This is a genomic window from uncultured Nostoc sp. (assembly GCF_964247315.1).
Taxonomy (GTDB): Bacteria; Cyanobacteriota; Cyanobacteriia; order Cyanobacteriales; family Nostocaceae; genus Nostoc.
Window position 1 is genome coordinate 30267 of the sequence record NZ_CAXTTT010000010.1, and the last position, 25076, is coordinate 55342.

Below are 25076 nucleotides of genomic sequence, written 5' to 3' on the forward strand. Positions count from 1 at the left end.
AGGACAAATAATAAAGATGGTTGAAAGCGTAGTTAAAAATTGGCAAGGAGAACAGGTCGGCGAGACGACCTTCGAGTTGCGCGTTGCCAAGCAAGAAACAGCGTCTCATATTGTGCACCGCGCCTTAGTACGGCAATTGACCAATGCTCGTCAAGGAAATGCCAGTACAAAAACTCGTTCGGAAGTCAGAGGTGGCGGTCGTAAACCTTGGCGACAAAAAGGTACTGGTCGCGCTCGTGCAGGTTCTATTCGTTCACCATTGTGGCGTGGTGGTGGTGTGATCTTTGGGCCAAAGCCCAGAGACTTCGACCTCAAGCTGAACCGCAAAGAGCGACGTTTAGCACTGCGGACAGCATTTGTCGGTCGTATTGACGACTTGATCGTAGTAGAAGAATTTAGCACTGAGCTATCTCGCCCAAAGACTAAAGAATTAGTGGCAGCGCTTGCCCGTTGGGGAGTAGTACCAGAAAGCAAGTCACTGTTAATTTTGTCTGAAATTGCGGATACAGATAACGTTTATTTATCAGCCCGCAACATTGAAAATTTAAAACTAATTGCAGCCGACCAGCTAAATGTTTTTGATTTACTGCACGCTGACAAGATTGTGGTTACGGCATCAGCCCTAGAAAAAATTCAGGAGGTCTACAGTGCCTAGCTTTGACCGCCGCGACCTTGCCGACTTAGTGCGTCGCCCAATCGTCACCGAGAAAGCGACCATCTTGATGGAGCAAAACAAGTACACCTTTGAAGTAATTCCAAAGGCATCTAAGCCAGAAATCAAGGCTGCGATCGAAGACTTGTTTCAGGTCAAGGTTGTAAAAGTCAACACCATTTTACCACCGCGTAAAAAGCGGCGCGTTGGTAAATTTATTGGTTATAAACCCCAATATAAGCGAGCCATTGTCACCGTCGCACCTGGGGATGAAGACAAGATTAGACAAGTTCTATTCCCAGAAGTCTAAAAAAGTTGTGAGTTAGGAGTTAAGAGTTACTGAACTCAAAACTCAACACTCAGCACGGGCTAAACGCCCCGCTTCCGCTAACAGCACTTAGCACTCAGCACTTAAAAATATGGGTACTCGTTCTTATCGCCCTTATACCCCCAGCACTCGCCAAGTTACAATCTCTGACTTTGCGGAAATTACTAGAAGCGAGCCAGAAAAATCCCTAACAACCTCGAAGCATCGCGCCAAAGGTCGGAATAATCACGGACGGATTACTAGTCGTCGCCGGGGTGGCGGACACAAACAGCTTTATCGGATCATCGATTTTAAAAGGGATAAACATAATATTCCTGCCAAAGTCGCAGCAATTGAATACGATCCTAACCGCAACGCCAGAATTGCCCTTTTGTATTACCAAGACGGCGAAAAACGGTACATCCTTCACCCCAACGGGTTGAAAGTTGGAACAATAATTATTTCTGGCCCTGAGGCTCCTTTTGAAGATGGTAATGCTTTACCGCTCTCGAAGATTCCCTTAGGTACTAGTGTTCACAACGTAGAATTCACTCCTGGTAAAGGTGGTCAAATTGTACGTGCTGCTGGTGCTAGCGCTCAAGTTGTGGCAAAAGAAGGTAATTACGTAACTCTCAAGTTGCCTTCAGGAGAAGTCCGCTTGATTCGACGTGAGTGCTACGCCACCATTGGGCAAGTAGGCAACACCGATGCGAGAAACCTCAGTGCAGGTAAAGCCGGACGAAATCGCTGGAAAGGTCGCCGTCCTAAAGTTAGGGGTAGCGTCATGAACCCAGTGGATCACCCACATGGTGGTGGTGAAGGTAGAGCGCCTATCGGTAGATCGGGTCCTGTTACACCTTGGGGTAAACCCACATTGGGTGCGAAGACACGCAATCGCAAGAAACTTAGTAGCAAGTTGATTGTGCGTCGTCGTCGTAAATCTTCTAAACGCGGTCGCGGTGGTCGTGAATCTTAAAGAGTTAGGAGTTAAGAGTTATAAGTTGAGAGTAAAATCTAACTCCTAACTCCTCACTCCTAAATTCTAATTCCTAAATCCTAAATCCAAAATTGAACTATGGGTCGTTCTCTAAAAAAAGGTCCTTTCGTTGCGGATCATCTCTTAAAGAAAATTGAAAAGCTCAACGACAACAACAGAAAAGAAGTTATTAAAACTTGGTCACGAGCTTCGACAATTTTGCCTCTAATGGTAGGTCATACTATAGCTGTTCACAACGGACGTCAACACGTTCCAGTTTTTGTGAATGAACAGATGGTAGGACATAAGTTGGGTGAATTTGCCCCAACACGCACCTACAGGGGTCATGGAAAAAGCGACAAAAAAGCAGGTAGGTAGTTATTAGTCATTGGTCATTTGTCATTGGTCATTGGTCATTAGTTATTAGCTTTCGACAAAAGACAAAGGACAAAAGATAAAGGACGAAGGATAAAATTGGAGAAAATTATGGCTACTAATACTACTGAAGTAAAAGCGATCGCTCGTTTTATCCGCATCTCGGCCTACAAGGTGCGTCGGGTACTCGATCAAATCCGCGGGCGATCGTACCGAGAAGCATTAATCATCCTGGAATTCATGCCCTATCGCGCCACTGAACCCATATTGAAAGTTCTTAGAAGCGCTGCTGCCAATGCCGAACACAACGCTGGGTTAGATCGGACTCAACTAGTGATTACTCAGGCTTATGCCGATCAAGGGCCGCCGTTGAAGCGGTTCCAGCCAAGAGCGCAAGGTCGAGCTTACCAAATTCGCAAGCCGACGTGTCATATTACTGTGGCTGTTGCAGCCGCCCCAGAAAAATAAGCTTTTTTTACAGGAATAAATTGCGTAAAGTCAGAAATTTTAGAGGAAGCATTCGTGGGACAAAAGATTCATCCAGTTGGTTTTCGCCTGGGTATTACACATGAACATCAATCCCGTTGGTTTGCTGTTCCCGATCGCTATCCAGAACTTCTCCAAGAAGATCACAAACTCCGTCAATACATAGAACAAAAGCTGGGTAGACTCGCTCAAAACAACGCCGGAATTTCCGAAGTGCGGATTGAGCGCAAAGCTGACCAAATCGACTTAGAAGTACGCACAGCTAGACCTGGGGTAGTCGTGGGTCGCGGTGGACAAGGTATTGAATCCTTACGTACCGGACTCCAAGGATTGTTGGGTAGTAATCGCCAAATTCGCATTAACGTAGTTGAAGTTCAACGGGTTGATGCTGATGCCTACCTAATTGCCGAATACATTGCTCAACAATTAGAACGTCGGGTTTCCTTTCGGCGGGTAGTGCGGCAATCGATTCAACGTGCCCAACGCGCTGGTGTCCAAGGAATTAAAATCCAAGTTAGCGGTCGCCTCAACGGTGCGGAAATTGCCCGGACAGAGTGGACTCGTGAAGGTAGAGTACCTTTACATACCTTACGGGCTGACATTGACTACTCTTATTGCACAGCAAAAACTGTTTACGGCATTTTGGGTATCAAAGTATGGGTGTTTAAGGGAGAAATTATTCCTGCACAGGAAGAAACACCCCTACCACCCGCCAGCCTGGATCCCGTTCGCGAACCCCGCGATCGCGAACGCGAACCCCGTCGCCGTCAACAACAACGTCGTCGCCAGCAATTTGAAGACCGCTCGAATGAAGGGTAAACGGGGACTGGGGACTGGGGACTGGGGACTAGGTAAAAATTCTCAATCCCCAATCCCTAATTCCCAATCCCTAATCCCCAGTACCTAGTACCCAGTAGCCAATCATGTTAAGCCCTAGAAGAACTAAATTCCGCAAACAACAGCGCGGACGGATGGAGGGACTAGCCACCCGTGGTAGTACCCTCAACTTCGGTGATTTTGCACTCCAAGCGCAAGAACCTGCTTGGATTACCTCGCGTCAAATCGAGGCTTCCCGTCGGGCAATGACTCGTTATATTCGTCGGGGTGGACAAATCTGGATTCGGATTTTCCCTGATAAACCTGTAACTATGCGTCCTGCTGAAACCCGGATGGGTTCCGGTAAAGGTAATCCAGAGTTTTGGGTAGCTGTAGTCAAGCCAGGACGAATTTTATTTGAAATCGGTGGAGTTTCTGAAGAAATCGCCCGTGAAGCAATGCGTTTGGCTTCATTTAAACTGCCCATCAAAACCAAGTTTATAGTGCGCTCTCAACCACAGGAGCAGGAGTAGCTTATGCCTCTTCCCAAGATTTCAGAAGCTAGAGAATTAAGTGACGAGAAGCTCTCTGATGAAATTGTCGCGATCAAAAGACAACTGTTTCAGTTGCGCTTGCAAAAAGCCACCAGACAATTAGAAAAGCCCCACCAGTTCCGACAAATGCGCCACCGCCTAGCCCAATTGCTGACGCTAGAAACAGAACGCAAACGGGCAGCAAGTCAATCGGCTAAAGAAAAAAAGTAGGAGAATATGGCAGTTAAAGAACGAGTTGGCTTGGTAGTGAGCGATAAAATGCAAAAAACTGTGGTAGTCGCCATAGAAAACCGCGCTCCTCACCCCAAGTACGGCAAGATTGTGGTTAACACCCAACGATATAAGGTTCACGACGAAGAAAATCAGTGTAAAGTAGGCGATCGCGTTCGCATTCAGGAAACTAGACCCCTGAGTAAAACCAAGCGCTGGAAAATCACAGAAGTCCTAAACGTCAAGCCTACTTAAACCTCATCGTTGTTAAGAACTAACAACATTACAAGGGAGAATAATTGTGATTCAACCCCAGACTTACCTGAATGTCGCAGATAATAGCGGCGCCCGCAAACTAATGTGCATCCGCGTCTTGGGTGGAGGCAACCGTCGTTATGGTTTTATCGGTGATAAAATTATCGCAGTTGTCAAAGATGCTACACCCAACATGGCTGTTAAAAAATCTGATGTTGTGGAAGCAGTAATTGTCAGGACTCGGAAAGCTGTAAGTCGTGACAGCGGCATGAGTATTCGCTTTGATGATAACGCCGCTGTAATCATCAACAAAGACGGTAATCCCAGAGGCACACGGGTTTTTGGCCCAGTTGCACGGGAACTGCGCGATAAAAACTTTACTAAAATTGTTTCTCTGGCTCCGGAGGTGCTTTAATGGCAGCCAAACAGGGTACGCCCAAAGTATTTCACAAAATGCACGTCAAAACTGGCGACACCGTACAAGTGATTGCTGGCAAAGACAAAGGAAAGGTTGGTGAAATTATCCAAGCACTTCCTCAACTGAGTAAAGTCATCGTCAAAGGTGTCAACATCAAGACCAAGCACGTCAAACCCCAGCAAGAAGGGGAATCAGGGCGAATTATTACCCAAGAATTCCCGATTCATAGCTCCAATGTGATGCTTTATTCTACTAAGCAAAACGTTGCCAGTCGTGTTGGTTATACCTTTACCTCAGAAGGCAAAAAAGTCAGAAAACTTAAAAAAACTGGCGAAATTCTGGATAAATAGTCATTAGTCATTAGTCAAAAGACAAATAACAAAGGACAAAAGACAAAGGACAATAAAAGTTCCCTGACCAAGCCCAGGGATATCAGGACAAAAAACTATGGCGACAACAAGACTTAAAACCTTATATCAAGAGACAATCGTCCCCAAACTGATTAATCAGTTTCAATATACCAACGTACATCAAGTACCGAAGTTGGTAAAAGTTACGATTAACCGAGGTTTGGGTGAAGCAGCTCAAAATGCTAAGTCCCTAGAGGCATCCATCAACGAGATTGCTGTGGTAACAGGTCAAAAACCAGTGGTGACACGGGCGAAAAAGGCGATCGCTGGCTTTAAGATCCGTCAAGGGATGCCTGTGGGGATCATGGTTACTCTTAGAGCCGAACGGATGTATGCCTTTTTCGATCGGCTAGTTAGCCTGTCACTACCCAGAATTCGAGATTTTCGCGGCGTTAGTCCTAAAAGCTTTGACGGACGCGGTAACTACACTCTGGGTGTAAGAGAACAGCTAATTTTTCCAGAAGTCGAATACGACAGCATCGATCAAGTGCGTGGGATGGATATTTCCATCATCACCACAGCAAAAAACGACGAAGAGGGACGCGCCTTACTTAAAGAATTAGGAATGCCCTTTCGCGATCAATAAGTTCATCTATAGAGGGAACGATGGCGGCTAACGACACAATTGCAGATATGCTGACGCGCATCCGCAATGCCAACCTGGCGCGGCATCAAACTACACAAGTGCCAGCGACAAAAATGACCCGGAGTATTGCCAAAGTGCTACGGGAGGAAGGCTTTATTGCTGAAATCGAAGAAGCAGAAGAAGGGGTAAAACGCAATCTGGTGATTTCCCTGAAATACAAGGGAAAAAACCGTCAGCCTCTGATCACCGCCTTAAAGCGGGTAAGTAAGCCTGGCTTGCGTGTTTATTCAAATCGAAAAGAATTACCAAGGGTACTAGGCGGCATTGGCATTGCCATTATTTCTACATCCAGTGGCATTATGACTGACCGCGAAGCGCGGCGTCAGAACTTGGGTGGCGAAGTACTTTGTTACGTTTGGTAGTCATTGGTCATTAGTCATTTGTCATTAGTGAAAGACAAAAGACAAAAGGCAAACGACAAATAACAAAGGACAAAAAGTCATGTCTCGTATTGGTAAACGTCCAATTACTATTCCCGCCAAAGTTCAAGTGGCGATCGATGGTACGAATATTGTGGTGAAAGGCCCGAAAGGAGAACTTTCTCGCACTCTCAGAGATAATGTTTCACTCTCTCAAGAGGGGGAAATATTACACGTAAATCGTCGGGATGAAACTCGTACCTCAAAGCAACTGCACGGCTTGAGCCGGACTTTAGTTGCCAACATGGTCGAGGGAGTTTCCCAAGGTTTTCAGCGCCGTTTGGAAATTCAAGGTGTTGGTTACAGGGCACAAATTCAAGGGCGTAACCTAGTTTTAAATATGGGTTACAGCCATCAGGTGCAAATTGAACCACCAGATGGAATTCAGTTTGCCGTAGAAGGTACCACTAACGTCATTGTCAGTGGCTATGACAAAGAAATCGTAGGTAACACAGCCGCCAAAATTCGTGCTGTTCGTCCACCAGAACCTTACAAAGGTAAAGGCATTCGCTATGCCGGTGAAGTGGTCAGACGAAAGGCTGGTAAGACTGGTAAGGGTGGTAAGAAGTAGAAATGAAACTTACTCGTAGAGAATCAAAAAACCGTCGTCATCGACGCGTTCGCGGCAAAGTGATTGGCTCCCCAGAACGTCCGCGTTTAGCGGTGTTTCGTTCTAACGAGCATATTTATGCCCAGTTGATTGATGATACTCAGCATCAAACAATCGTCGCCGCATCGACTGTAGAACCAGAGTTGAAATCTAGTTTAGCGTCATGTGCAAACCGCGACGCCTCGGTGCAGGTTGGTAAATTGATCGCAGTGCGATCGCTAGAAAAAGGCATCACCAAAGTAGTCTTCGATCGCGGTGGTAACTTATATCATGGTCGTGTCAAAGCACTAGCTGATGCAGCACGCGAAGCTGGTTTAGATTTCTAAAGTCATTGGTCATTAGTCATTAGTTATTGGACAAATGACAAAGGACAAATGACAAATGACAAATGACAACTGACAAATGACGTTCACCAGAGCAGAAATTATGGCAACAGAGCGTAAAAGTAGAACAAAGCGTGCCAAAAAAGAAGAAACCACTTGGCAAGAGCGGGTTATCCAAATCCGACGCGTTAGTAAAGTGGTCAAAGGTGGTAAAAAACTTAGCTTCCGAGCGATCGTTGTCGTTGGTAACGAACGCGGTCAAGTTGGAGTCGGAGTAGGCAAAGCCTCAGATGTAATTGGCGCCGTCAAAAAAGGCGTAGCCGACGGCAAAAAACACCTCATTGATATTCCAATCACCAAATCCAACTCCATCCCCCATCCCATTGATGGTGTCGGTGGCGGTGCAAAAGTGATTATGCGTCCAGCCTCACCTGGTACTGGGGTAATTGCTGGTGGTGCTGTACGGACTGTGTTGGAATTAGCAGGAGTTCGTAACGTTTTAGCCAAGCAACTAGGCTCCAACAATCCGCTCAATAATGCTAGAGCCGCAGTTAATGCCTTATCTACACTGCGTACCCTTTCTGAAGTCGCCGAAGATCGCGGTATTCCTATTCAAAATCTCTACATCTAATTTAGTCATTAGTCATTGGTCAGTAGAGACGCGATTAATCGCGTCTGTACAATGGTCATTAGTGAATAACAAAGGACAAAAGACAAATGACAAAAGACAAATGACAAACGACAAATGAGAACTTGATAAATTATGAGACTCCATGATGTTAAGCCGCAAAAAGGCTCAAAGAAACGCAAGCGCCGTGTAGCTAGAGGTATTTCTGCTGGTCAAGGTGCTAGTGCTGGTCTAGGTATGCGGGGTCAAAAATCTCGTTCTGGTAGTGGTACACGACCAGGTTTTGAAGGTGGTCAACAGCCATTGTATCGCCGCTTACCTAAGCTGAAGGGCTTTCCGAGAATTAATCAGAAGATTTACACTACGATTAATGTAGAGAAGCTAGCCTCGCTTCCCGCGAATACAGAAGTAACTTTGACCTCATTGAAAGCCGCAGGTATCCTGACTGCTGTCAAAGGGCCATTGAAAATTTTAGGTAACGGGGAATTGAGCATTCCGCTCAAGGTGCAAGCGGCAGCTTTCACAGGTTCAGCTCGTAGCAAAATTGAGGCAGCTGGTGGTAGTTGTGAAGTCTTATGAGTGAGCCGGAACAGCGCACTTAAATGCAAGCCAACTCGCTGCCAGTGCTTGGTTCACTATAAAGGTAGCACTCTATGATCAGTCGAGATAAAGCCCCAACGGCTCAAGAAACTTTTATGCAGATGGCACAGGCAGCTGGCCTCAGAGGTAGGCTGCTTGTCACTGTCGGTATTTTGATTTTGGTTCGCCTGGGTATCTTCTTACCTGTACCAGGGATTGATAGACCGAGATTTGCCGAAGCCATATCGGGGAGTAATTCCATATTCGGCTTATTGGATATATTTTCCGGGCGAGGACTTTCGACTTTGGGAGTCTTTGCTTTAGGAATTTTGCCCTTCATTAATGCGTCTATTATCATCCAATTACTGACTGCTGCGATTCCAACTTTAGAAAATTTACAGAAAAATGAAGGCGAAGCAGGCCGGCGAAAAATATCACAAATTACCCGCTACGTCACTGTAGGTTGGGCAATTCTTCAAAGTACAGCTTTTTCGGCATTATTCCTCCAGCAATTCGCCTTAAAGCCAGGGCCCATATTTGTCGCTGAAACTGCGATCGCTCTGACTGCTGGTTCTATGTTCGTCATGTGGGCATCAGAACTGATTACAGAACGGGGCATTGGTAATGGTGCATCATTACTGATTTTTGTCAACATTGTCGCGTCATTACCAAAAGCTTTAGGCGATACTATCGACTTGGTGCAAGTCGGCGGTAGGGAAGCAGTGGGTCGGGTGATCGTACTGATCTTAGTTTTCCTAGCAACAATCGTTGGTATTGTGATTGTCCAAGAAGGAATGCGCCGCATCCCTATTATTTCGGCTCGTCGCCAAGTAGGTCGGCGAGTTTTGGCAGAGCAGCGTAGTTATCTGCCACTGCGGCTGAATCAAGGCGGGGTGATGCCAATTATTTTTGCTGCTGCTATCCTCAGTTTGCCACTGCTGATCGCCAATTTTACAAAAAATGCCGATTTGGCGAATATAGTTAACACTTATTTGAGTCCAAGCGGTTCTAGCTCTTGGGTCTATGCTTTGGTCTACATGATTTCCATTGTTTTCTTCAGCTACTTCTATTCTTCGTTGATTCTCAACCCAGTAGATGTGGCGCAGAACTTGAAGAAAATGGGTTCTAGTATTCCTGGAATTCGTCCCGGCAAGGCAACTAGCGAGTATATCGAACGCGTTTCCAACCGACTAACTTTTTTGGGTGCGATCTTTTTGGGCTTTGTTGCTATTATCCCCACAGCTGTAGAGAGCGCTTTGAATGTGAAAACTTTCCGGGGAATAGGTGCAACCTCATTGTTAATTTTAGTTGGTGTGGCAATTGAGACAGCCAAACAAGTCCAAACTTATGTAATCTCTCAGCGCTATGAAGGAATGGTGAAATAATAGTGACGCGATTAATCTTCTTGGGGCCACCTGGAGCGGGTAAAGGAACACAAGCTCATACCTTGGCTGAACACTTGAATATTCCCCATATTTCTACTGGTGAAATATTAAGACAAGCTATGAAAGAGCAAACTCCTTTAGGAATTAAGGCTCAAAGTTATGTTGATAGCGGCGAGTTAGTACCCGACCAGCTAGTGCAGGACTTGGTACAGGAGCGCCTCAATCAACCAGATGCCAAAAATGGTTGGATTCTTGATGGCTTTCCCCGAAAAGTGACCCAAGCAGCTTTTCTGGAGAAGTTACTAGAAGCAATACATCAAGGTGGCGAAAGGGTAGTCAATTTAGATGCACCAGACGAAGTTGTGATCGCACGTTTGCTAGCTAGAGGACGAAAAGATGATACCGAAGAGGTGATTCGTCGTCGTTTAGAGGTGTACCGTGCTGAAACTGCACCTTTAATTGATTATTACGGCGATCGCAAAAAACTCCTAACAGTCAGTGGCAATCAGCCCCAAGAAGATGTCACTGGTGAACTACAAAAGGTAATCGCTTCCTGAAAAGAAGGGGAATAGGGAGTAGAGAATTCCCTACTCCCACTCCCAAGAAAAAGAAAAAGATCAATTTTAGCTAAGATATATTAATAAACTGTTGATATATTTCTTAAAATGTGTTTCTTTGCAGATGAAGCGCTGCAACTGAACACGAAATTGTTGAGTTGAGGAAAAAACAAATTGTCTAAGCAAGATTTGATTGAAATGGAAGGCACGGTTACAGAGTCCTTGCCCAATGCGATGTTTCGCGTTGACTTGGACAATGGCTTTAACGTGTTGGCACACATTTCCGGCAAGATTCGCCGAAATTATATCAAGATTTTGCCCGGCGATCGCGTCAAGGTGGAGTTAACCCCCTACGACTTGACCAAAGGCAGAATTACCTATCGACTACGAAAGAAGTAATTATATGTAGAGAATTTTACCATAAAACCATTTTTTTGGCTGTTTGCTAGTCATTTAACTGGATTAATTTTCCTAGAAATGCTATAATTTTATATTTGGAGTCAAAAAATAAAAGGCATGAAAGTTAGAGCCTCAGTCAAGAAAATTTGTGAAAAGTGTAACGTCATCAAACGTCGTGGTCGCGTTATGGTGATTTGCGTAAACCCCAAGCACAAGCAACGTCAAGGATAACACTCTTACCAACAGAGCCAGTTGTAACACGCATATCATCATTAAAACGAAAAGACGCGATTGATCGCGTTTTTCCAACCAACAGTAATTGCGAGAAAAATAGGGAGAGTTCATTGTGGCACGTATTGCCGGAGTAGACCTTCCACGCGATAAGCGCGTCGAGATCGGTCTAACTTACATTTACGGAATTGGATTATCACGCTCTCAAGAAATTATAGCGGCTACTGGTGTGAACCCAGACATCCGCGTTAAGGACTTAAGTGATGCCGATGTAACAGCCCTACGAGGGGAAATAGAAACCAACTATCAAGTTGAAGGCGACTTGCGGCGCTTGGAGTCTTTGAACATCAAGCGCTTAGTTGACATTGGTACCTACAGAGGTCGTCGTCATCGCATGGGCTTACCAGTCAGAGGACAAAGAACTCGCACCAATGCTAGAACCCGTCGAGGTAGAAGGCAGACAGTGGCTGGGAAGAAGAAGGCTCCAGGGAAATAATTTTGCAACGCTTGCTAATCCGAGCAACAAGTTTTACCTTAAATCAACTAAACAAGTATGGCGAGACAACCAACTAAAAAATCCGGGAGCAAGAAGCAGAAACGGAATGTACCCAGTGGGATGGCTTACATCCAGTCTACTTTCAACAATAGCATTGTCACCATTACCGATCAAAATGGAGATGTCATCTCCTGGGCTAGTGCTGGTTCTAGCGGTTTTAAGGGAGCAAAAAAGGGAACTCCCTTTGCAGCACAAACTGCTGCTGAAAGTGCAGCCCGTCGAGCTATTGATCAAGGAATGCGCCAAATTGAAGTAATGGTCAGTGGGCCAGGAGCAGGTAGAGAAACCGCTATCCGGGCACTTCAAGGAGCAGGACTGGAAATTACACTGATTCGGGATATTACCCCGATTCCTCACAATGGTTGTCGTCCACCCAAGCGCCGTCGAGTTTAAATACCAAGACTTGGGCAGTGAGGACGAAAAGTTACAGCCAGTAATGACCGCTTGAGCGTCTAACGTGCAAACTGTCATTGGGTGAAAGCTTGGGCGACCAGAAGCACGTCAGATTTCCCCGCTGGAAAAGCTGTTAAACTTCGGGCTACCCAAAATATTATTAGCACCTGCAAGCTCAATGGGAGTGTCAAACTATACCGTAATTTTATACTAATAGTTTGATATACCTATAATCTACAGGACATAAATTCAATTCTGGAGGCAATTGATTTGTCTGCTAGCAGCACCTTAGAAAAAGGGAGGCTCATCCGTGGCGCAGTTTCAAATTGAATGTGTAGAGTCGAATACTGACGAAAGTCGGAACCATTACAGTAAATTTGTTCTGGAACCTCTAGAACGCGGTCAAGGAACAACTGTTGGCAACGCACTGCGGCGGGTTTTACTGTCCAACCTAGAAGGTACAGCAGTTACAGCCGTGCGGATTGCGGGCGTTTCACACGAATTTGCTACAGTTCCAGGCGTGCGGGAAGATGTATTGGAAATCCTCATGAGAATGAAGGAAGTTATCCTGAAAAACTATTCTTCGCAGCCTCAAATTGGTAGATTACTCGTTAGCGGCCCTGCAACAATCACTGCGGCGCATTTTGATTTGCCCAGTGAAGTAGAGATCATAGATCCGACCCAGTATGTAGCCACAATCGCTGAGGGTGGAAAACTGGAAATGGAATTTCGGATCGAGAAAGGCAAAGGCTATCGCACGGTAGAGCGAGGACGTGAGGAAGCCACATCTTTGGATTTTCTCCAAATCGACTCAATATTTATGCCAGTGCGAAAAGTCAACTACAGTGTTGAAGAATCTCGTGGGGAAGGCTTAATTCCAAAAGACCGACTACTGTTGGAAGTTTGGACAAATGGCAGTATTTCCCCCCAAGAAGCACTATCTTCGGCCGCCGCGATCTTGGTAGATTTATTCAACCCATTGAAAGACATCTCCCTAGAACCAACAGACACAGGGTCGGATATTCCAGACGACCCAACTGCCCAGATACCCATCGAAGAGTTACAACTTTCTGTGCGGGCATATAACTGTCTCAAACGGGCGCAAGTTAACTCTGTGGCAGATTTGTTGGATTATACCCAAGAAGACCTCTTAGAAATTAAGAACTTTGGGCAGAAGTCAGCAGAAGAAGTTGTAGAAGCTTTGCAGCGACGCTTGGGCATCACCCTGCCAATGGAAAGAGGCTCTAAACACCCTTAAGAAAAACCGTTCATAATTCATAGTGCATAATTATGCGTCACCGTTGTCGCGTCAAAAAACTCAGTAAACCAGCCGATCAACGCCGTGCTTTACTGCGATCGCTCGCCACCGAGCTAATCCGTCATGGTAAGATCACCACCACTTTAATTAGAGCGAAAGTTCTCCGAAGTGAAGTGGAAAAAATGATTACCCTAGCCAAAAATGGTTCCTTGTCAGCACGTCGGGAAGCTCTTGGCTATATCTTCGACAAACAACTGGTTCACGCTCTATTTGAGCAAGCTCCAACTCGATACGGCGATCGCCAGGGCGGTTATACCCGCATCCTGCGTACCGTACCGCGTCGGGGTGATAATGCAAAAATGGCAATAATTGAATTGGTTTAAGTCATTGGTCATTGGTCATTGGTCATTAGTGAATAACAAAGGACAACTGACAAATGACAAATGACAAAATCTGTATGTTAGAAAGCCACCAGCCTACACAAACTCATCGAGTAGCCTTGGTAATCCAATACCTGGGCACTCATTTTCATGGCTGGCAACGGCAAAAAAACCAACGGACTGTCCAAGAAGAGATCGAAATTGCGATCGCTACTATTCTTGGGCATCATGTGACATTACATGGTGCTGGGCGAACTGATTCAGGAGTTCACGCTGCTGCTCAAGTAGCCCATTTTGAAGCTACAGGTTTAATTCCGCCTCACAAGTGGGCAACAATCCTCAACAGCTATCTGCCACCAGATATATTAATCAGGGCTTCAGCTAGTGTCGATAACCGTTGGCACGCTCGCTTTAGTGCAGCCTATCGACGGTATCGCTACACAATATATACTGAAGATCGACTTAACTTGTTTGTAAGACCCTTCAGTTGGCATTATTATTATGCACCCCTGGATGAATCTTTAATTCAAGCTGCCTTGAAACCTCTGTTGGGAAAGCATCACTTAGCTGCTTTTCATCGTGCAGGCTCAAAGCGATCGCATTCCTGGGTAGAGGTGCAAGCAGCAGAGTGTCGTCGCAGTGGGCCATTTATCCATATTGAAATACAGGCAGATGGATTTTTGTATGGCATGGTACGGCTGTTGGTAGGGATGCTGGTACAAGTAGGTTCTGGACAACGAACACTTTCTAGCTTCACCGAACTCTGGAAAGAACAACGCCGGGAAGAAGTGAAATACGCCGCACCGCCTCAAGGCTTGTGCTTGTTGCGAGTCGGCTATCCCGATTTACCCTTTTCAAAAGAGATTTGGTACGACACCTTGCCAAAGTTCGTCACTAGTCAAGAGTCATTAGTCATTGGTCAGTAGAGACGCGATTAATCACGTCTGTACAATGGTCATTAGTGAATAACAAAAGACAACTGACAAAGGACAAATGACTAATGACTAATGACAAATTAAAAATGACAAAGGACAAATGACAAATGACAACAGTTAAAACATACCTTCCTTCTCAAGCAACCCTTGAGCGTGAGTGGTACATAGTAGATGCCACCGATAAACGCCTCGGTCGCCTCGCTAGTGAAATCGCCCAGGTATTGAGAGGCAAAAAGAAACCCGAATATACACCCCATCTAGATACAGGTGACTTCGTAATCGTCATCAATGCCGAGAAAGTAGCAGTCACAGGCAAAAAGCGCACTCAAAAGCTTTACCGCCGCCATTCTGGTCGCCCCGGTGGGATGAAAACGGAAACTTTCGCTAAACTGCAAGACCGCATACCAGAGCGAATTTTAGAACAAGCTGTTAAAGGTATGCTACCTAAAAATAGCCTCGGTAAACAGTTGTTCACCAAACTGAAAGTTTACGCTGGGCCTACGCATCCCCATGATGCTCAAAAACCTAAAGAATTAAAAGTTAGTACAATTCCTGGAGAAGAAAATTAATGGTAGTAGCAGATGCTAATAGCGGTCGCGCCGTATACTGGGGTACTGGTCGTCGTAAGAACGCAGTAGCACGGGTACGCTTGGTTCCAGGCACCGGTCAACTAATTGTGAACGGTAAAGATGGAACCTTGTATTTCCAATTTAACCCCAACTATCTGGGAGTGATCAAAGCACCTCTGGAAACTCTGGGATTAGAAAACGAATATGACATTTTGGTGAAAGCAGAAGGCGGCGGCTTGACCGGACAAGCTGATTCTGTTCGTTTAGGAGTTGCTCGTGCTTTATGCCAATTAGACCCAGACAACCGCCCACCTTTGAAAACCGAAGGTTATTTGACTCGCGATCCCAGAGCAAAAGAGCGGAAGAAATATGGTTTACATAAGGCTCGGAAAGCGCCTCAGTACTCTAAGCGTTAGGGAATTGGGCATGGGGCATTGGGCATGGGGCCATCTCCCCACTCCCTAACTTCAACTGAACGCTGAAAGTTATAATTTATATAGATTCATCACAAAAAGAACAATGGCTAAATCTGATATTCACCCCAAGTGGTATCCAGATGCTAAAGTTTACTGCAACGGTCAAGTTGTTATGACCATTGGCTCTACCAAGCCAGAATTGCATGTAGATGTTTGGTCTGGAAATCACCCATTTTACACCGGCACTCAGAAGATTATTGACACTGAGGGTCGAGTAGAGCGCTTCCTCCGCAAGTACGGTATGAGCAGCACTCAAACATCTGGCGACGAACAAACCAAAAAGTAGCGGGTTGGCTCTGCTGTTAACGACGGCCCTGCATCAGCTGGGTCGATTTTCATTTATATGCTCGAGCCAATTTGTTATTTTTTTAAGGAGCGATCGCACTCGTCATGGCTGAATCATACTTACTGGACAAACTAAAATCCGTTGAACAAACCTTTAATGAATTAACACGTCGTCTTGGCGACCCCGATACCGCTAGCAATCCTGATGAGTATCAAGAAATTGCTAAGTCTCGTTCTTCTTTGGAAGAGGTAGTGGATACTTATGAAATTTGGAAAACAGCCCAAGAAGACTTGATCGGAGCGCGTCAGGTTTATAAGGAATCTGCAAGTGACCCAGAGTTGCAAGAAATGGCAGCACTGGAAGTAAAAGAACTTGAAGAAAAAATAGAACATTTAGAGTCTCGCCTAAAAGTCTTACTGCTACCACGCGACCCCAATGATGAAAAGAATATCATGTTGGAAATTCGCGCTGGCACTGGTGGCGATGAAGCAAGTATTTGGGCTGGTGATTTGATGCAGATGTACACCCGCTATGCTCAGACTCAAGGTTGGAAAGTTTCTCTAGTGAGCGAATCTCGAGGAGAAATGGGTGGCTGGAAAGAAGTCATTCTCGAAATTAAAGGTAATGATGTTTACAGCCAGCTAAAGTTTGAAGCTGGAGTGCATCGTGTGCAGCGCGTGCCGGCAACTGAATCTGGGGGACGGGTTCATACTTCCACAGCTACCGTAGCGATTATGCCAGAGGTAGATGATGTGGAAATTCACATTGACCCGAAAGATATTGAAATGACTACCGCTCGTTCTGGCGGTGCTGGTGGACAAAACGTCAACAAGGTGGAAACAGCCGTTGACTTGATGCACAAACCAACGGGAATACGTATTTTCTGTACAGAAGAACGCAGCCAGTTGCAAAACAAAGAACGGGCGATGCAAATTCTGCGGGCGAAGTTGTATGAAATCAAGTTAAGTGAACAACAAGAAGCTGTTACTTCCATGCGGCGATCGCAGGTTGGTACAGGATCGCGATCGGAAAAAATTCGTACCTATAATTATAAAGATAACCGCGCTACCGATCATCGGTTAGGTCAGAATTATTCCCTTAACCCTGTTTTGGATGGTGACTTAGAGACACTGATTCAGTCTTGCATATCTCTAGACCAACAGGAACGTCTCGCGGAGTTAGCGACTTCTGCCGCTAACTAATTTTTGCTCTGAAAATTCATGTAAAACCACTTGTTGTACTGTTGCTTTTAACACACACAGGTGGTTTTCTAATATCGCATGGAGTGCATCTTCCATTTCACTGGGATAATGGTAATAGGCAAATTCGTACTTCATGACGTAATTTAGCTTCGCCCATTCCTTCAGGGTTTGGCAGGTATAAATTAGCTTTTCTGATTCTTCTTGCCAACGCGCAAAAATCCGGTAGCTAAAAAAGCTGCTGCACACGTTGCCTTTTGCATCCCAGTAGGAAATACACACCTGATGCTTCAGGCGATGAATTTTCTTGATCTGCTTCACGTCGTAGCCTTTAGCTTTCAGGACTTCTTTCGCTTCAGCCTGCGAAATGTGCCACTGTTCTGGTTTAATTTTATTAGTGGCTATAAGGTTTCGACCTTTGCGGCGATATTGATTAAGTTTGCGTGGCTTGCCAAACATGATACACCTTCGACATTATTATTTTTTCGCAGCAAAGTCTAGCTACTAGCACAAGCGCCGTAGCAAACTAAGTTTTTTGGGTTGATTAAAGATAGATGGCTTAGTCTACTAGCTTGATGACTGTAGTTGCCAATTTACAACTAGAGATATAGTTTAGTACTAAAACACAAGGCTGTCAATATAAAAGTAAACTTGTAATATTGAAAGTAAACTTGTAAACACAGTTGGCTAGCTATACAAGCAGTGAACATCGAAAGCAAACAAAAACTGATTGAAATAATTAAACTAGCTCGCGGTTCAATGAGTCAGCGAGCGTTTGGTAAGCTTTTGGGAGTATCTGCTACTGCTGTTCAGATGTGGGAAAAAGGTGTGAAGGTGCCAGATACGGAAAATTTGGCTCAAATCGCATCGAAAGCAGGCTACACAATGGAAGAGTTAATCAGCTGTATAGATGGCAAGCCAATTCCAGAAACTTCAGATTTGAGCCTGATTCTTAGACAAATCCAGCACATGCCTCTGGCACAAGTAGCTCAAATCGTGCAAGCTGCGGCAGATAGATTGGCAGCTGTAGCTGAAGCATCCGGGGATGAAGCAAAAGCAAGTTGAATATTAAAATAATTTGTAATTCGTAATTCGTATACGAACTTTTCCAGAGGATTGCCCCTATTTATTTGATGATGCGATCGCAGACAATTTTCTGTGCGATACTCGTCAAGACTGGGAAGGATAATTCCTGCCATTTTTCTGACGCTCATTTTTTATTTTGATACACGTTATATTTGTCAATAAATAATAGAAACTAGCTTTTCAAAATCTTGATAATTTAAGCTTTGCTGCTTTTTACCATTTTTAAGATAGTTCACCTTATCCTCTTGAAATTCAAAGAAAGTGCCTGATATAGGTAATTGTTCACCTTTAAGTCTAAAAATTATTGTATTCAGTTTATATTTTCCATACTTATTAACAAGATAAATAAAGCTATCAAAACTTCCATTTACAGCCTTTTCAAATTCTAGTATGTCCTTCTCTAATTTATTAGAACTTTGCAAGATTAAAGGTGGTATATCTTCAATACTGTTGAGATCATTACTCGTAAATACTGCGTCTTTTTTTGTATATGCTATAATTTCATGATAATTATATAAAATTCCAATTTCTGAACAAGATTTTTTTAGGTATCTTTGAATCTGCTTCTCATGATTCCGCAAGTTTTCTTCTTCTCGCTTCACTTCCACAATCATTATAGGAGGAGAATATGGTTTAAAATATTCATTTTTAACAGTTTTATATAATTCTATATCATGATTATCAGATTCCACTATAATATCAATTTCATTTGGAAATAATCCACTTTGGTTTACCAAAAAGTAGATAAACAATTGTCTAACTTTTTCTTCTGGTCGTCCATCAATAACAATTTCTTTACCTCTAATGAAACACTTTGTATATTCTGCATAATTTCTCTTATATATATTTAGTTTTCTGGATATTTCTTCACTTAAGCTAGTCATAAATAATCAGGTTTATTTATAAAATGGTTCTAGGGAGATAATATTATTACATCCCTATTTATCATGCAGTTTTAAATTGCTATATGTCTATTTTTCTCCGAAAAAGCTTAATATTTTAATAACTAATTTCTTCCAATACTTTACTGCTTGAATCTCTAAAAATGTATTTAAGCTTTCCTCTTTTTCAAGTTCGTGCTTCAAAGTCTGACATACATTATCTGTATAGGTTTCACCTGGAGGTCTTACCTTTCCCTTTTCCTTAATTAGAGCTGTCCAGAAATCAGAATCTTCTTTTTGAGGCGATAATTTTCTTTTAGCTTCCTTTTGAATCTCTTTTCCTACTTCACTTATAAAATTGTCATACAAGGAGTTAAATTGTATAACTAATTCAGGGATAAGTGTCTTTAAAGATTCATTTGCAGATGTCAGGTCATTCAAGATATTTTCTAATTCCTGTTTTGCTTCTTTGGTAAACTTTTTTAACATTTCATCTTCATCAATTCCCTCAGCAAAAACCCTCATGTCGTAATATATATCTATATTCCTTGGCTCATAGGAACCAAAGTTTCTATGAATAGCGTGTTTAGTATTCCATGCTGGATAAACGGTACGATAATGTTCAACATATTTAGTAACAAAACCTTTATCTAGACCTTGGTCTTTATAAACAAAACTAGGTACTCTTTTACTCAAATCCCGTAAATTCTTTATCTTCTGAATGGCTTTTTCAATTGCCTTGATTTCTGATCCTGTTAAAGCATCACCATTTTTTATTCTCGTAAAGCTTTCTGTAATATCCTTTATTTCATCTAATAAAATATTTTTTCTACGTTCTACTACACCCACTATGGCTTCAATGAATTCATTTTTTTCTGCTTGTACATCTTCTTCACTGTAAATATCAGTATTTAGCTTGACTATATCATCACGGTAGTATCTCAAAGCATCATAGAACAAAATGTTTTCTATGAAAAAATCTAAATTCAAATTTCTAAATGTAGCTTGAACTTCTTCTTTTCTGATTTGAACTCCTGTATCCCAATCTCCATCACATCCATGCACTTTTTCAGGTTGATTTTTGTGAGCTAATACCAAAGTTACAAATCTATGATGAAAATCTTTGGATTTAGATGTAAGATGATAACCTATTAGTTTCCTAATATTAGCTTCAGGAGCATCATTAAAAGAAGTGACAAAGAGACAGATAGTATCCTGATTTTCAATATATTTCTGCAAGTCCTTACGAATTGGATTTTCATCAAGTCCTTTAGTATCCACAACTGAATCGAACTGAGACAAGTTTGAGCCAGATAAAACATCATAGCTCACATAAAGATATATTTTTCTAGGAATAGCAAATTTATCAAACTCAACATTATTAATGGCAGCAAAGGTGTTTTTTATCCATTCTTGCTCATTATTCTGATTATTAAATTCGATTTTAGTGGTAGTTCTGGATTCCAGCTTTGCATTATTCAAAGCAACCTTTTTAATTTCATCAAATCCTAATAAATCAAATTTTTCCTTAGCTGGATCAATTATTTCAGTTTTCTTTTTCTCACTTTCATAAATTGTTTTATATTGTAACTTCATTTCTATGATATTTCTAATAGCCCTTTCAATTTCTTTAGAAATAATTACCTTCTGATCTGCTTGAGGATTGTCTTTATCTTTATCTGCAATATAGTCGCAGAATTCAAAAATAAGATTTTCCATCTCATCAACCGTATAAGGCTCTATCTCTATGTAAGTTTTTCCTGCAGCTTTGATAATTACTTCACATATAGTAGTTTTACCTGCTCCTGTTGATAGTAACTCTTTGGTTTCGATTACATTTCGAGACTTATTGGCAATAGTTTTGGAAACATTGAAGTCGCTTATTAAATTAAAAAGATGACAAATAGCTGTGGTCTTTCCTTGACCAATAGTACCTATAAAAACAATTTTATATTTTTCTATACTAAGAATTTTTTCTATTTCATCTAATCGTTCTAACTTGGATTTTAAATTATTGATGCAAATATGATTAGGTATATTAATCTCAGAATGACTTGAAAGTTTATTTATTTCCTTCTTCAAATTTTGTTTCAAGGATGCAATTTCTTCTTGCCACGTTATCGTCAACATACTGTTTACCCTTTTTCGACGCTTACTTACTTGATATTTACAGTATGCCCATTGTGGTTGAATATCTAACAAAAGCCTCAGAACACTACCAAACAAACCTCTGGCAACCCTTTAGCCACTTGCCGATGAGCGAGGCCGCTAATTTTAGTTGAGTTCGAGGTTCTGGTAGAAATACATAACGGTTACACAAACTAAGTCAGTCTGTGCAGACTTCAGGAAGTTGAAACCCACGCAGATGGGTTTTGTCTGTATAGCTGCGATTTCTAATCGCCTATGGTATTTTTACAAAAGTGAGATGTTTCCAATATTACCACTGGCAGTTAAAGAATAAATGGTTTTAAAATGGTGAAATCTTAAATGATTTAGAGGGGTATCTATGTCTCTACGCAACGAACCGTTAGATTGGCATTTTGAATCAAATGAGCCTTATATACCAATTTACCATAAAGGTGATTTGGTGGGATTTTTTAAACCAGAATATGCTAGCGAAATTATTAAGTTTCTAAATGAAGAAGAAGTTTTAAAAAAAGCACTAAAAATGGCTTGTACTGATTTAATTAAAAAGCTGGGAGGCGATACGAGGAAAGTCTATTATTTAATGGAAAAATATGTAAAAAATAGTGAGCGTCCCAAGCATGGAACGAGAGCGATCGCAGTTTTACTTCATGATAGACAAAAAGAGCTTGACTTGAGTAATCAGGAGTTTGCTAAATTCTGCGACACCTTTAAATTATCCCCTACTGAACTGAATAATATTTATGCTGGAGAAGCATTTGATGATAGTTTATTAGCTCCCCTATCACGTATATTAGGGATGGCAAAAGAGCAATTGCTGAAAGTACGAGATGGTTTGGAAGAATCAAGCAACATATAAGTAGCAAATCAAAATATTCAAATGATATAAATTTGTGAAAACAGATATCATCTTTTATCGGCTGTTTCAAGAATTCCCTGATATATTTTTTGAGCTTATTGGTAATCCTCCCGAATCAGCTAGCCTGTATCAATTTTCATCAGTTGAAATTAAACAAACAGCCTTCAGAATCGATGGTGTGTTTCTACCAACACAAGGAAGCGAGAACCCGATTTACTTTGTTGAAGTGCAATTTCAAGCTGATGGGGAAATTTATTCACGGCTAATTGCAGAAATATGTTTATACATCCGTCAGAATCAACCATCAAATGACTGGGGTGCTGTGGTTTTATACCCAAATAGGAATGTAGATATAGGCAATATCAAACATTACCGTGAGTTTTTCACAAGTGGGCGCGTCAGGTGCATTTATTTGGATGAATTAGGGGAAGGTACATCGCTTCCAATTGGCATTGCAACTGCTAAATTAGTAGTTGCAACCGATGATATAGCGATCGCACAAGCAAGGGAGTTGATAAACAGAACCAAGTCAGAAATAAACTCACCATCAAAACAACAGCAATTATTACAATTTATAGAGACTATTTTGGCTTACAAGTTTCCCACAATGAGTAGGGAGGAGATGGAAGAAATGTTTGGCTTAAGCGAGTTAAAGCAAACCAGATTTTATCAGGAAGCCTTTCAGGAAGGCATTGAACAAGGTGAAGTTAGAGGTGAGCTTAAAGGGAAACTAAAAGCAGTCCCAGCAATGTTGGCAGCAGGGTTGACTGTAGAGCAAGTAGCAGAAGCCTTAGATTTAAGTGTCGAAGAAATTAGACAAGTAACACAAAGCCAGCCTTGAGATGGATGTGGTAAATTTTATCCGTGACTCAAGCCAAATTTGGTTTGTGGCTCCCCAACTTGATCGCGACGAATTTATAGTTAATTTTTGTTAATATTAGAGGCGGTGTTAGTACTTCGTCCTCAACCACCCACTCCCTACCTGAGAGAAACTTAATGCTGCGACTAGAACATATAAGTAAAATTTATTCCACAGGCGAAGTTCTCAAAGATATCAACTGGGAAGTTAAACCAGGCGATCGCATTGGCTTAGTCGGTGTCAACGGTGCTGGAAAATCTACCCAACTCAAAATCATCTCTGGGGAAATTGAACCCACCGGCGGCGAAATTATCCGTCCCAATAGCTTACATATAGCCTACCTCAACCAAGAGTTTGAAGTAGACCCCACCCGCACCGTTAGAGAAGAATTTTGGACTGTCTTCAAAGAAGCCAACGAAGTACAGTTATCTCTGGCGCACATACCACGAGAAATGGAAACGGCTACCCCAGAGGAACTGGATCGACTGATCGACAAGTTGGATCGCTTGCAGCGCAAATTTGAAGCCTTGGATGGCTACAACTTAGATGCACGCATCGGGAAAATTTTACCAGAGATGGGGTTTGGGGTAGAAGATGGCGATCGCCTCGTCAGCGCCTTCAGTGGTGGTTGGCAAATGCGGATGAGTTTAGGTAAAATCCTCCTGCAAAAACCCGACTTGTTGCTGCTGGATGAACCGACTAACCACCTAGATTTAGAAACCATTGAGTGGCTGGAAAATTACCTCAGAGGGCTGATTACGCCGATGGTAATAGTCTCCCATGACCGGGAGTTCCTTGACCGCCTCTGCACCCAAATTGTGGAAACTGAACGTGGCGTTTCCAGTACTTATCTTGGTAACTACTCGGCATATTTGTCACAAAAAGCCGAAAGTCAATCAGCACAACTTAGTGCTTACGAACGCCAGCAAAAAGAATTAGAGAAACAGCAAACCTTTGTTGATAGATTTCGCGCCAGTGCTACCCGCAGTACCCAGGCAAAAAGCCGAGAAAAGCAACTCGACAAAATTGAACGCATTGAAGCACCCATTGCTGGGGTAAGAACTCTACACTTCCGTTTTCCCCCTGCACCCCGCAGTGGACGCGAGGTAGTTGATATTAAAGATTTAACTCACCTCTATGGTGATAAAATACTGTTTTTGGCAGCAAATCTGCTAATTGAAAGAGGCGATCGCATTGCTTTTCTTGGCCCCAATGGTGCTGGGAAATCTACCCTTCTGCGCGTAATTATGGGTATGGAACCACCCACAGAAGGTAGCGTTAAATTAGGGGATCATAACGTTCTTCCCGGTTACTTTGAGCAAAATCAAGCTGAAGCTTTAGACTTGAAGAAAACTGTCATGGAAACTATCCATGATGAAGTACCTGACTGGGATAATCAAGAAGTCCGCACCCTTTTGGGACGCTTCTTATTCACTGGTGATACTGTATTTAAAGCAGTTGGAGCATTAAGTGGAGGAGAAAAAGCTCGTCTAGCGTTGGCAAAAATGCTTTTACGTCCTGCAAACTTACTAATTTTAGATGAGCCGACAAACCACCTAGATATTCCAGCTAAAGAAATGCTGGAAGAGTCCCTACAAAACTATGATGGCACGGCAATTGTAGTCTCTCATGACCGCTACTTTATTTCTCAAGTAGCAAATAAAATCGTCGAAATTCGTGATGGAGAATTCCGCGTCTATTTAGGAGATTATCATTACTATCTCCAGAAAATTGCCGAAGAAAAAGAACAGGCAAAGTTAGCTACAATAGAAGCCGAAAAAGCAGCGAAAAAAGCTGCTAAAGCGGCTAAAGCTTCTACAAAAAGGAAATGAAAAACTAGAAAAGGACTTAGTAGTAGCGCGAAAATGCTACTACTAAGTAACAACTCCTTATTAGCTTTTAAAAACATCACAGGGAAATTCCTAAAATTAAAAAAATATTTCAAAAGACTGCAAGTC

The 25076-nt window shown here is 42.7% G+C and carries 37 protein-coding genes; 34 read left to right on the forward strand and 3 right to left on the reverse strand.

The window, feature by feature from the left end; all coding sequences use genetic code 11:
* The first annotated feature begins 16 nt into the window (after window positions 1-16).
* The 30 genes from rplD (at window position 17) to prfA (ending at window position 17291) form a co-directional block, all read left to right on the forward strand.
* Window positions 17-655: a 50S ribosomal protein L4 gene (gene rplD, locus ACFE93_RS05145; RefSeq protein ID WP_375472362.1), complete on the forward strand. Its 639-nt coding sequence runs from the start codon at window positions 17-19 to the stop codon at window positions 653-655.
* The gene (locus ACFE93_RS05150; RefSeq protein WP_375472320.1) at window positions 648-962 is read left to right on the forward strand and encodes a 50S ribosomal protein L23; all 315 of its coding nucleotides are present in this window, start codon (window positions 648-650) and stop codon (window positions 960-962) included. Before rplD ends, ACFE93_RS05150 begins: the two co-directional genes overlap by 8 nt.
* Before the next feature lie 109 nt (window positions 963-1071).
* On the forward strand, window positions 1072-1935 hold the full coding sequence (rplB, locus tag ACFE93_RS05155; protein ID WP_292864134.1) for a 50S ribosomal protein L2: 864 nt from the start codon (window positions 1072-1074) through the stop codon (window positions 1933-1935).
* A gap of 99 nt (window positions 1936-2034) precedes the next feature.
* A complete protein-coding gene (gene rpsS, locus ACFE93_RS05160) occupies window positions 2035-2313 on the forward strand; it encodes a 30S ribosomal protein S19 (RefSeq protein WP_012410721.1) in 279 nt (92 codons plus the stop codon).
* A 108-nt stretch (window positions 2314-2421) separates the two neighbouring features.
* Entirely contained in the window at window positions 2422-2778 is a 357-nt protein-coding gene (rplV, locus tag ACFE93_RS05165) for a 50S ribosomal protein L22 (RefSeq protein ID WP_069070777.1), read from the forward strand.
* Window positions 2779-2832: 54 nt separating this feature from the next.
* Window positions 2833-3615 carry a 30S ribosomal protein S3 gene (rpsC, locus tag ACFE93_RS05170; protein ID WP_375472321.1) on the forward strand — a complete coding sequence of 261 codons (783 nt, stop codon included), beginning with the start codon at window positions 2833-2835 and terminating at the stop codon, window positions 3613-3615.
* Between the two features lie 104 nt (window positions 3616-3719).
* The gene (rplP, locus tag ACFE93_RS05175; RefSeq protein ID WP_012410718.1) at window positions 3720-4145 is read left to right on the forward strand and encodes a 50S ribosomal protein L16; all 426 of its coding nucleotides are present in this window, start codon (window positions 3720-3722) and stop codon (window positions 4143-4145) included.
* A gap of 3 nt (window positions 4146-4148) precedes the next feature.
* Entirely contained in the window at window positions 4149-4376 is a 228-nt protein-coding gene (rpmC, locus tag ACFE93_RS05180; protein WP_104906404.1) for a 50S ribosomal protein L29, read from the forward strand.
* A 6-nt stretch (window positions 4377-4382) separates the two neighbouring features.
* On the forward strand, window positions 4383-4631 hold the full coding sequence (gene rpsQ, locus ACFE93_RS05185) for a 30S ribosomal protein S17 (RefSeq protein WP_094349093.1): 249 nt from the start codon (window positions 4383-4385) through the stop codon (window positions 4629-4631).
* 46 nt (window positions 4632-4677) lie between these two features.
* Window positions 4678-5046, forward strand: a complete 369-nt coding sequence (rplN, locus tag ACFE93_RS05190) for a 50S ribosomal protein L14 (protein ID WP_012410715.1) — start codon at window positions 4678-4680, stop codon at window positions 5044-5046.
* Complete coding sequence (gene rplX, locus ACFE93_RS05195) at window positions 5046-5399, forward strand: 50S ribosomal protein L24 (protein ID WP_334852164.1); 354 nt, start codon at window positions 5046-5048, stop codon at window positions 5397-5399. Before rplN ends, rplX begins: the two co-directional genes overlap by 1 nt.
* Window positions 5400-5496: 97 nt before the next feature.
* Window positions 5497-6045, forward strand: coding sequence for a 50S ribosomal protein L5 (gene rplE, locus ACFE93_RS05200; RefSeq protein WP_104906405.1), 549 nt, complete (start codon window positions 5497-5499; stop codon window positions 6043-6045).
* Between the two features lie 20 nt (window positions 6046-6065).
* Window positions 6066-6467: a 30S ribosomal protein S8 gene (gene rpsH, locus ACFE93_RS05205; protein ID WP_109011927.1), complete on the forward strand. Its 402-nt coding sequence runs from the start codon at window positions 6066-6068 to the stop codon at window positions 6465-6467.
* A 79-nt stretch (window positions 6468-6546) separates the two neighbouring features.
* The gene (gene rplF, locus ACFE93_RS05210) at window positions 6547-7095 is read left to right on the forward strand and encodes a 50S ribosomal protein L6 (RefSeq protein WP_322738048.1); all 549 of its coding nucleotides are present in this window, start codon (window positions 6547-6549) and stop codon (window positions 7093-7095) included.
* 2 nt (window positions 7096-7097) lie between these two features.
* Window positions 7098-7460: a 50S ribosomal protein L18 gene (gene rplR, locus ACFE93_RS05215; protein WP_094349098.1), complete on the forward strand. Its 363-nt coding sequence runs from the start codon at window positions 7098-7100 to the stop codon at window positions 7458-7460.
* 100 nt (window positions 7461-7560) lie between these two features.
* Window positions 7561-8088 (forward strand): 30S ribosomal protein S5, encoded by a 528-nt coding sequence (gene rpsE / locus ACFE93_RS05220; protein ID WP_094328453.1) that lies wholly within the window; start codon window positions 7561-7563, stop codon window positions 8086-8088.
* 132 nt (window positions 8089-8220) lie between these two features.
* Window positions 8221-8664: a 50S ribosomal protein L15 gene (gene rplO / locus ACFE93_RS05225; RefSeq protein ID WP_375472322.1), complete on the forward strand. Its 444-nt coding sequence runs from the start codon at window positions 8221-8223 to the stop codon at window positions 8662-8664.
* Between the two features lie 74 nt (window positions 8665-8738).
* Entirely contained in the window at window positions 8739-10049 is a 1311-nt protein-coding gene (secY, locus tag ACFE93_RS05230) for a preprotein translocase subunit SecY (RefSeq protein ID WP_099101133.1), read from the forward strand.
* Window positions 10050-10051: 2 nt separating this feature from the next.
* Window positions 10052-10606 carry an adenylate kinase gene (locus ACFE93_RS05235; RefSeq protein WP_375472323.1) on the forward strand — a complete coding sequence of 185 codons (555 nt, stop codon included), beginning with the start codon at window positions 10052-10054 and terminating at the stop codon, window positions 10604-10606.
* 174 nt (window positions 10607-10780) lie between these two features.
* The gene (infA, locus tag ACFE93_RS05240) at window positions 10781-11005 is read left to right on the forward strand and encodes a translation initiation factor IF-1 (RefSeq protein WP_006276978.1); all 225 of its coding nucleotides are present in this window, start codon (window positions 10781-10783) and stop codon (window positions 11003-11005) included.
* Window positions 11006-11122: 117 nt separating this feature from the next.
* The gene (rpmJ, locus tag ACFE93_RS05245; RefSeq protein ID WP_015129703.1) at window positions 11123-11236 is read left to right on the forward strand and encodes a 50S ribosomal protein L36; all 114 of its coding nucleotides are present in this window, start codon (window positions 11123-11125) and stop codon (window positions 11234-11236) included.
* Window positions 11237-11351: 115 nt separating this feature from the next.
* Window positions 11352-11732: a 30S ribosomal protein S13 gene (gene rpsM, locus ACFE93_RS05250; protein ID WP_375472324.1), complete on the forward strand. Its 381-nt coding sequence runs from the start codon at window positions 11352-11354 to the stop codon at window positions 11730-11732.
* Window positions 11733-11789: 57 nt separating this feature from the next.
* Window positions 11790-12185 carry a 30S ribosomal protein S11 gene (rpsK, locus tag ACFE93_RS05255; RefSeq protein WP_012410703.1) on the forward strand — a complete coding sequence of 132 codons (396 nt, stop codon included), beginning with the start codon at window positions 11790-11792 and terminating at the stop codon, window positions 12183-12185.
* A 310-nt stretch (window positions 12186-12495) separates the two neighbouring features.
* A complete protein-coding gene (locus tag ACFE93_RS05260) occupies window positions 12496-13443 on the forward strand; it encodes a DNA-directed RNA polymerase subunit alpha (RefSeq protein ID WP_104906412.1) in 948 nt (315 codons plus the stop codon).
* Between the two features lie 32 nt (window positions 13444-13475).
* Window positions 13476-13826 (forward strand): 50S ribosomal protein L17, encoded by a 351-nt coding sequence (rplQ, locus tag ACFE93_RS05265; RefSeq protein WP_094349105.1) that lies wholly within the window; start codon window positions 13476-13478, stop codon window positions 13824-13826.
* A gap of 74 nt (window positions 13827-13900) precedes the next feature.
* Window positions 13901-14749, forward strand: a complete 849-nt coding sequence (gene truA / locus ACFE93_RS05270) for a tRNA pseudouridine(38-40) synthase TruA (protein ID WP_375472363.1) — start codon at window positions 13901-13903, stop codon at window positions 14747-14749.
* 116 nt (window positions 14750-14865) lie between these two features.
* Window positions 14866-15327 carry a 50S ribosomal protein L13 gene (gene rplM, locus ACFE93_RS05275; RefSeq protein ID WP_012410699.1) on the forward strand — a complete coding sequence of 154 codons (462 nt, stop codon included), beginning with the start codon at window positions 14866-14868 and terminating at the stop codon, window positions 15325-15327.
* Window positions 15327-15743, forward strand: a complete 417-nt coding sequence (rpsI, locus tag ACFE93_RS05280; RefSeq protein ID WP_104906415.1) for a 30S ribosomal protein S9 — start codon at window positions 15327-15329, stop codon at window positions 15741-15743. The genes rplM and rpsI overlap by 1 nt, the downstream gene beginning before the upstream one ends.
* A gap of 103 nt (window positions 15744-15846) precedes the next feature.
* Window positions 15847-16089 (forward strand): 50S ribosomal protein L31, encoded by a 243-nt coding sequence (gene rpmE / locus ACFE93_RS05285; protein WP_292848128.1) that lies wholly within the window; start codon window positions 15847-15849, stop codon window positions 16087-16089.
* A gap of 104 nt (window positions 16090-16193) precedes the next feature.
* Entirely contained in the window at window positions 16194-17291 is a 1098-nt protein-coding gene (prfA, locus tag ACFE93_RS05290) for a peptide chain release factor 1 (protein ID WP_375472325.1), read from the forward strand.
* On the opposite strand, the gene ACFE93_RS05295 is transcribed toward prfA, so the two are convergent.
* On the reverse strand, window positions 17268-17747 hold the full coding sequence (locus ACFE93_RS05295; RefSeq protein WP_375472326.1) for a hypothetical protein: 480 nt from the start codon (window positions 17745-17747) through the stop codon (window positions 17268-17270). The two genes, prfA and ACFE93_RS05295, sit on opposite strands and share 24 nt — an antisense overlap.
* Before the next feature lie 243 nt (window positions 17748-17990).
* Here ACFE93_RS05295 and ACFE93_RS05300 point away from each other — a divergent pair, with 243 nt between their 5' ends.
* Entirely contained in the window at window positions 17991-18353 is a 363-nt protein-coding gene (locus ACFE93_RS05300) for a helix-turn-helix transcriptional regulator (RefSeq protein WP_334825504.1), read from the forward strand.
* 176 nt (window positions 18354-18529) lie between these two features.
* Here the strand turns inward: ACFE93_RS05300 and ACFE93_RS05305 are convergent, their stop codons facing one another.
* Entirely contained in the window at window positions 18530-19258 is a 729-nt protein-coding gene (locus ACFE93_RS05305) for a type I restriction enzyme HsdR N-terminal domain-containing protein (protein WP_375472327.1), read from the reverse strand.
* A gap of 87 nt (window positions 19259-19345) precedes the next feature.
* The gene (locus ACFE93_RS05310; protein WP_375472328.1) at window positions 19346-21385 is read right to left on the reverse strand and encodes a hypothetical protein; all 2040 of its coding nucleotides are present in this window, start codon (window positions 21383-21385) and stop codon (window positions 19346-19348) included.
* A 376-nt stretch (window positions 21386-21761) separates the two neighbouring features.
* Between ACFE93_RS05310 and ACFE93_RS05315 the strand changes: the two genes are divergently transcribed.
* The 3 genes from ACFE93_RS05315 (at window position 21762) to ACFE93_RS05325 (ending at window position 24950) form a co-directional block, all read left to right on the forward strand.
* Entirely contained in the window at window positions 21762-22259 is a 498-nt protein-coding gene (locus ACFE93_RS05315) for a hypothetical protein (protein ID WP_375472329.1), read from the forward strand.
* Window positions 22260-22293: 34 nt separating this feature from the next.
* A complete protein-coding gene (locus tag ACFE93_RS05320; protein ID WP_375472330.1) occupies window positions 22294-23100 on the forward strand; it encodes an Rpn family recombination-promoting nuclease/putative transposase in 807 nt (268 codons plus the stop codon).
* Window positions 23101-23255: 155 nt separating this feature from the next.
* On the forward strand, window positions 23256-24950 hold the full coding sequence (locus ACFE93_RS05325) for an ABC-F family ATP-binding cassette domain-containing protein (RefSeq protein ID WP_375472331.1): 1695 nt from the start codon (window positions 23256-23258) through the stop codon (window positions 24948-24950).
* Window positions 24951-25076 lie beyond the last annotated feature (126 nt).

Bases quoted from the DNA above. Each gene is read 5' to 3' on its own strand.
- rplD (WP_375472362.1), top strand. From the start codon at position 17: ATGGTTGAAAGCGTAGTTAAAAATTGGCAAGGAGAACAGGTCGGCGAG.
- rplB (WP_292864134.1), top strand. From the start codon at position 1,072: ATGGGTACTCGTTCTTATCGCCCTTATACCCCCAGCACTCGCCAAGTT.
- rpsS (WP_012410721.1), top strand. From the start codon at position 2,035: ATGGGTCGTTCTCTAAAAAAAGGTCCTTTCGTTGCGGATCATCTCTTA.
- rplV (WP_069070777.1), top strand. From the start codon at position 2,422: ATGGCTACTAATACTACTGAAGTAAAAGCGATCGCTCGTTTTATCCGC.
- rplP (WP_012410718.1), top strand. From the start codon at position 3,720: ATGTTAAGCCCTAGAAGAACTAAATTCCGCAAACAACAGCGCGGACGG.
- rpmC (WP_104906404.1), top strand. From the start codon at position 4,149: ATGCCTCTTCCCAAGATTTCAGAAGCTAGAGAATTAAGTGACGAGAAG.
- rpsQ (WP_094349093.1), top strand. From the start codon at position 4,383: ATGGCAGTTAAAGAACGAGTTGGCTTGGTAGTGAGCGATAAAATGCAA.
- rplX (WP_334852164.1), top strand. From the start codon at position 5,046: ATGGCAGCCAAACAGGGTACGCCCAAAGTATTTCACAAAATGCACGTC.
- rplE (WP_104906405.1), top strand. From the start codon at position 5,497: ATGGCGACAACAAGACTTAAAACCTTATATCAAGAGACAATCGTCCCC.
- rpsH (WP_109011927.1), top strand. From the start codon at position 6,066: ATGGCGGCTAACGACACAATTGCAGATATGCTGACGCGCATCCGCAAT.
- rplF (WP_322738048.1), top strand. From the start codon at position 6,547: ATGTCTCGTATTGGTAAACGTCCAATTACTATTCCCGCCAAAGTTCAA.
- rplR (WP_094349098.1), top strand. From the start codon at position 7,098: ATGAAACTTACTCGTAGAGAATCAAAAAACCGTCGTCATCGACGCGTT.
- rpsE (WP_094328453.1), top strand. From the start codon at position 7,561: ATGGCAACAGAGCGTAAAAGTAGAACAAAGCGTGCCAAAAAAGAAGAA.
- rplO (WP_375472322.1), top strand. From the start codon at position 8,221: ATGAGACTCCATGATGTTAAGCCGCAAAAAGGCTCAAAGAAACGCAAG.
- secY (WP_099101133.1), top strand. From the start codon at position 8,739: ATGATCAGTCGAGATAAAGCCCCAACGGCTCAAGAAACTTTTATGCAG.
- rpmJ (WP_015129703.1), top strand. From the start codon at position 11,123: ATGAAAGTTAGAGCCTCAGTCAAGAAAATTTGTGAAAAGTGTAACGTC.
- rpsK (WP_012410703.1), top strand. From the start codon at position 11,790: ATGGCGAGACAACCAACTAAAAAATCCGGGAGCAAGAAGCAGAAACGG.
- rplQ (WP_094349105.1), top strand. From the start codon at position 13,476: ATGCGTCACCGTTGTCGCGTCAAAAAACTCAGTAAACCAGCCGATCAA.
- truA (WP_375472363.1), top strand. From the start codon at position 13,901: ATGTTAGAAAGCCACCAGCCTACACAAACTCATCGAGTAGCCTTGGTA.
- rplM (WP_012410699.1), top strand. From the start codon at position 14,866: ATGACAACAGTTAAAACATACCTTCCTTCTCAAGCAACCCTTGAGCGT.
- rpsI (WP_104906415.1), top strand. From the start codon at position 15,327: ATGGTAGTAGCAGATGCTAATAGCGGTCGCGCCGTATACTGGGGTACT.
- rpmE (WP_292848128.1), top strand. From the start codon at position 15,847: ATGGCTAAATCTGATATTCACCCCAAGTGGTATCCAGATGCTAAAGTT.
- prfA (WP_375472325.1), top strand. From the start codon at position 16,194: ATGGCTGAATCATACTTACTGGACAAACTAAAATCCGTTGAACAAACC.
- ACFE93_RS05295 (WP_375472326.1), bottom strand. From the start codon at position 17,747: ATGTTTGGCAAGCCACGCAAACTTAATCAATATCGCCGCAAAGGTCGA.
- ACFE93_RS05305 (WP_375472327.1), bottom strand. From the start codon at position 19,258: ATGACTAGCTTAAGTGAAGAAATATCCAGAAAACTAAATATATATAAG.
- ACFE93_RS05310 (WP_375472328.1), bottom strand. From the start codon at position 21,385: ATGTTGACGATAACGTGGCAAGAAGAAATTGCATCCTTGAAACAAAAT.
- ACFE93_RS05315 (WP_375472329.1), top strand. From the start codon at position 21,762: ATGTCTCTACGCAACGAACCGTTAGATTGGCATTTTGAATCAAATGAG.
- ACFE93_RS05325 (WP_375472331.1), top strand. From the start codon at position 23,256: ATGCTGCGACTAGAACATATAAGTAAAATTTATTCCACAGGCGAAGTT.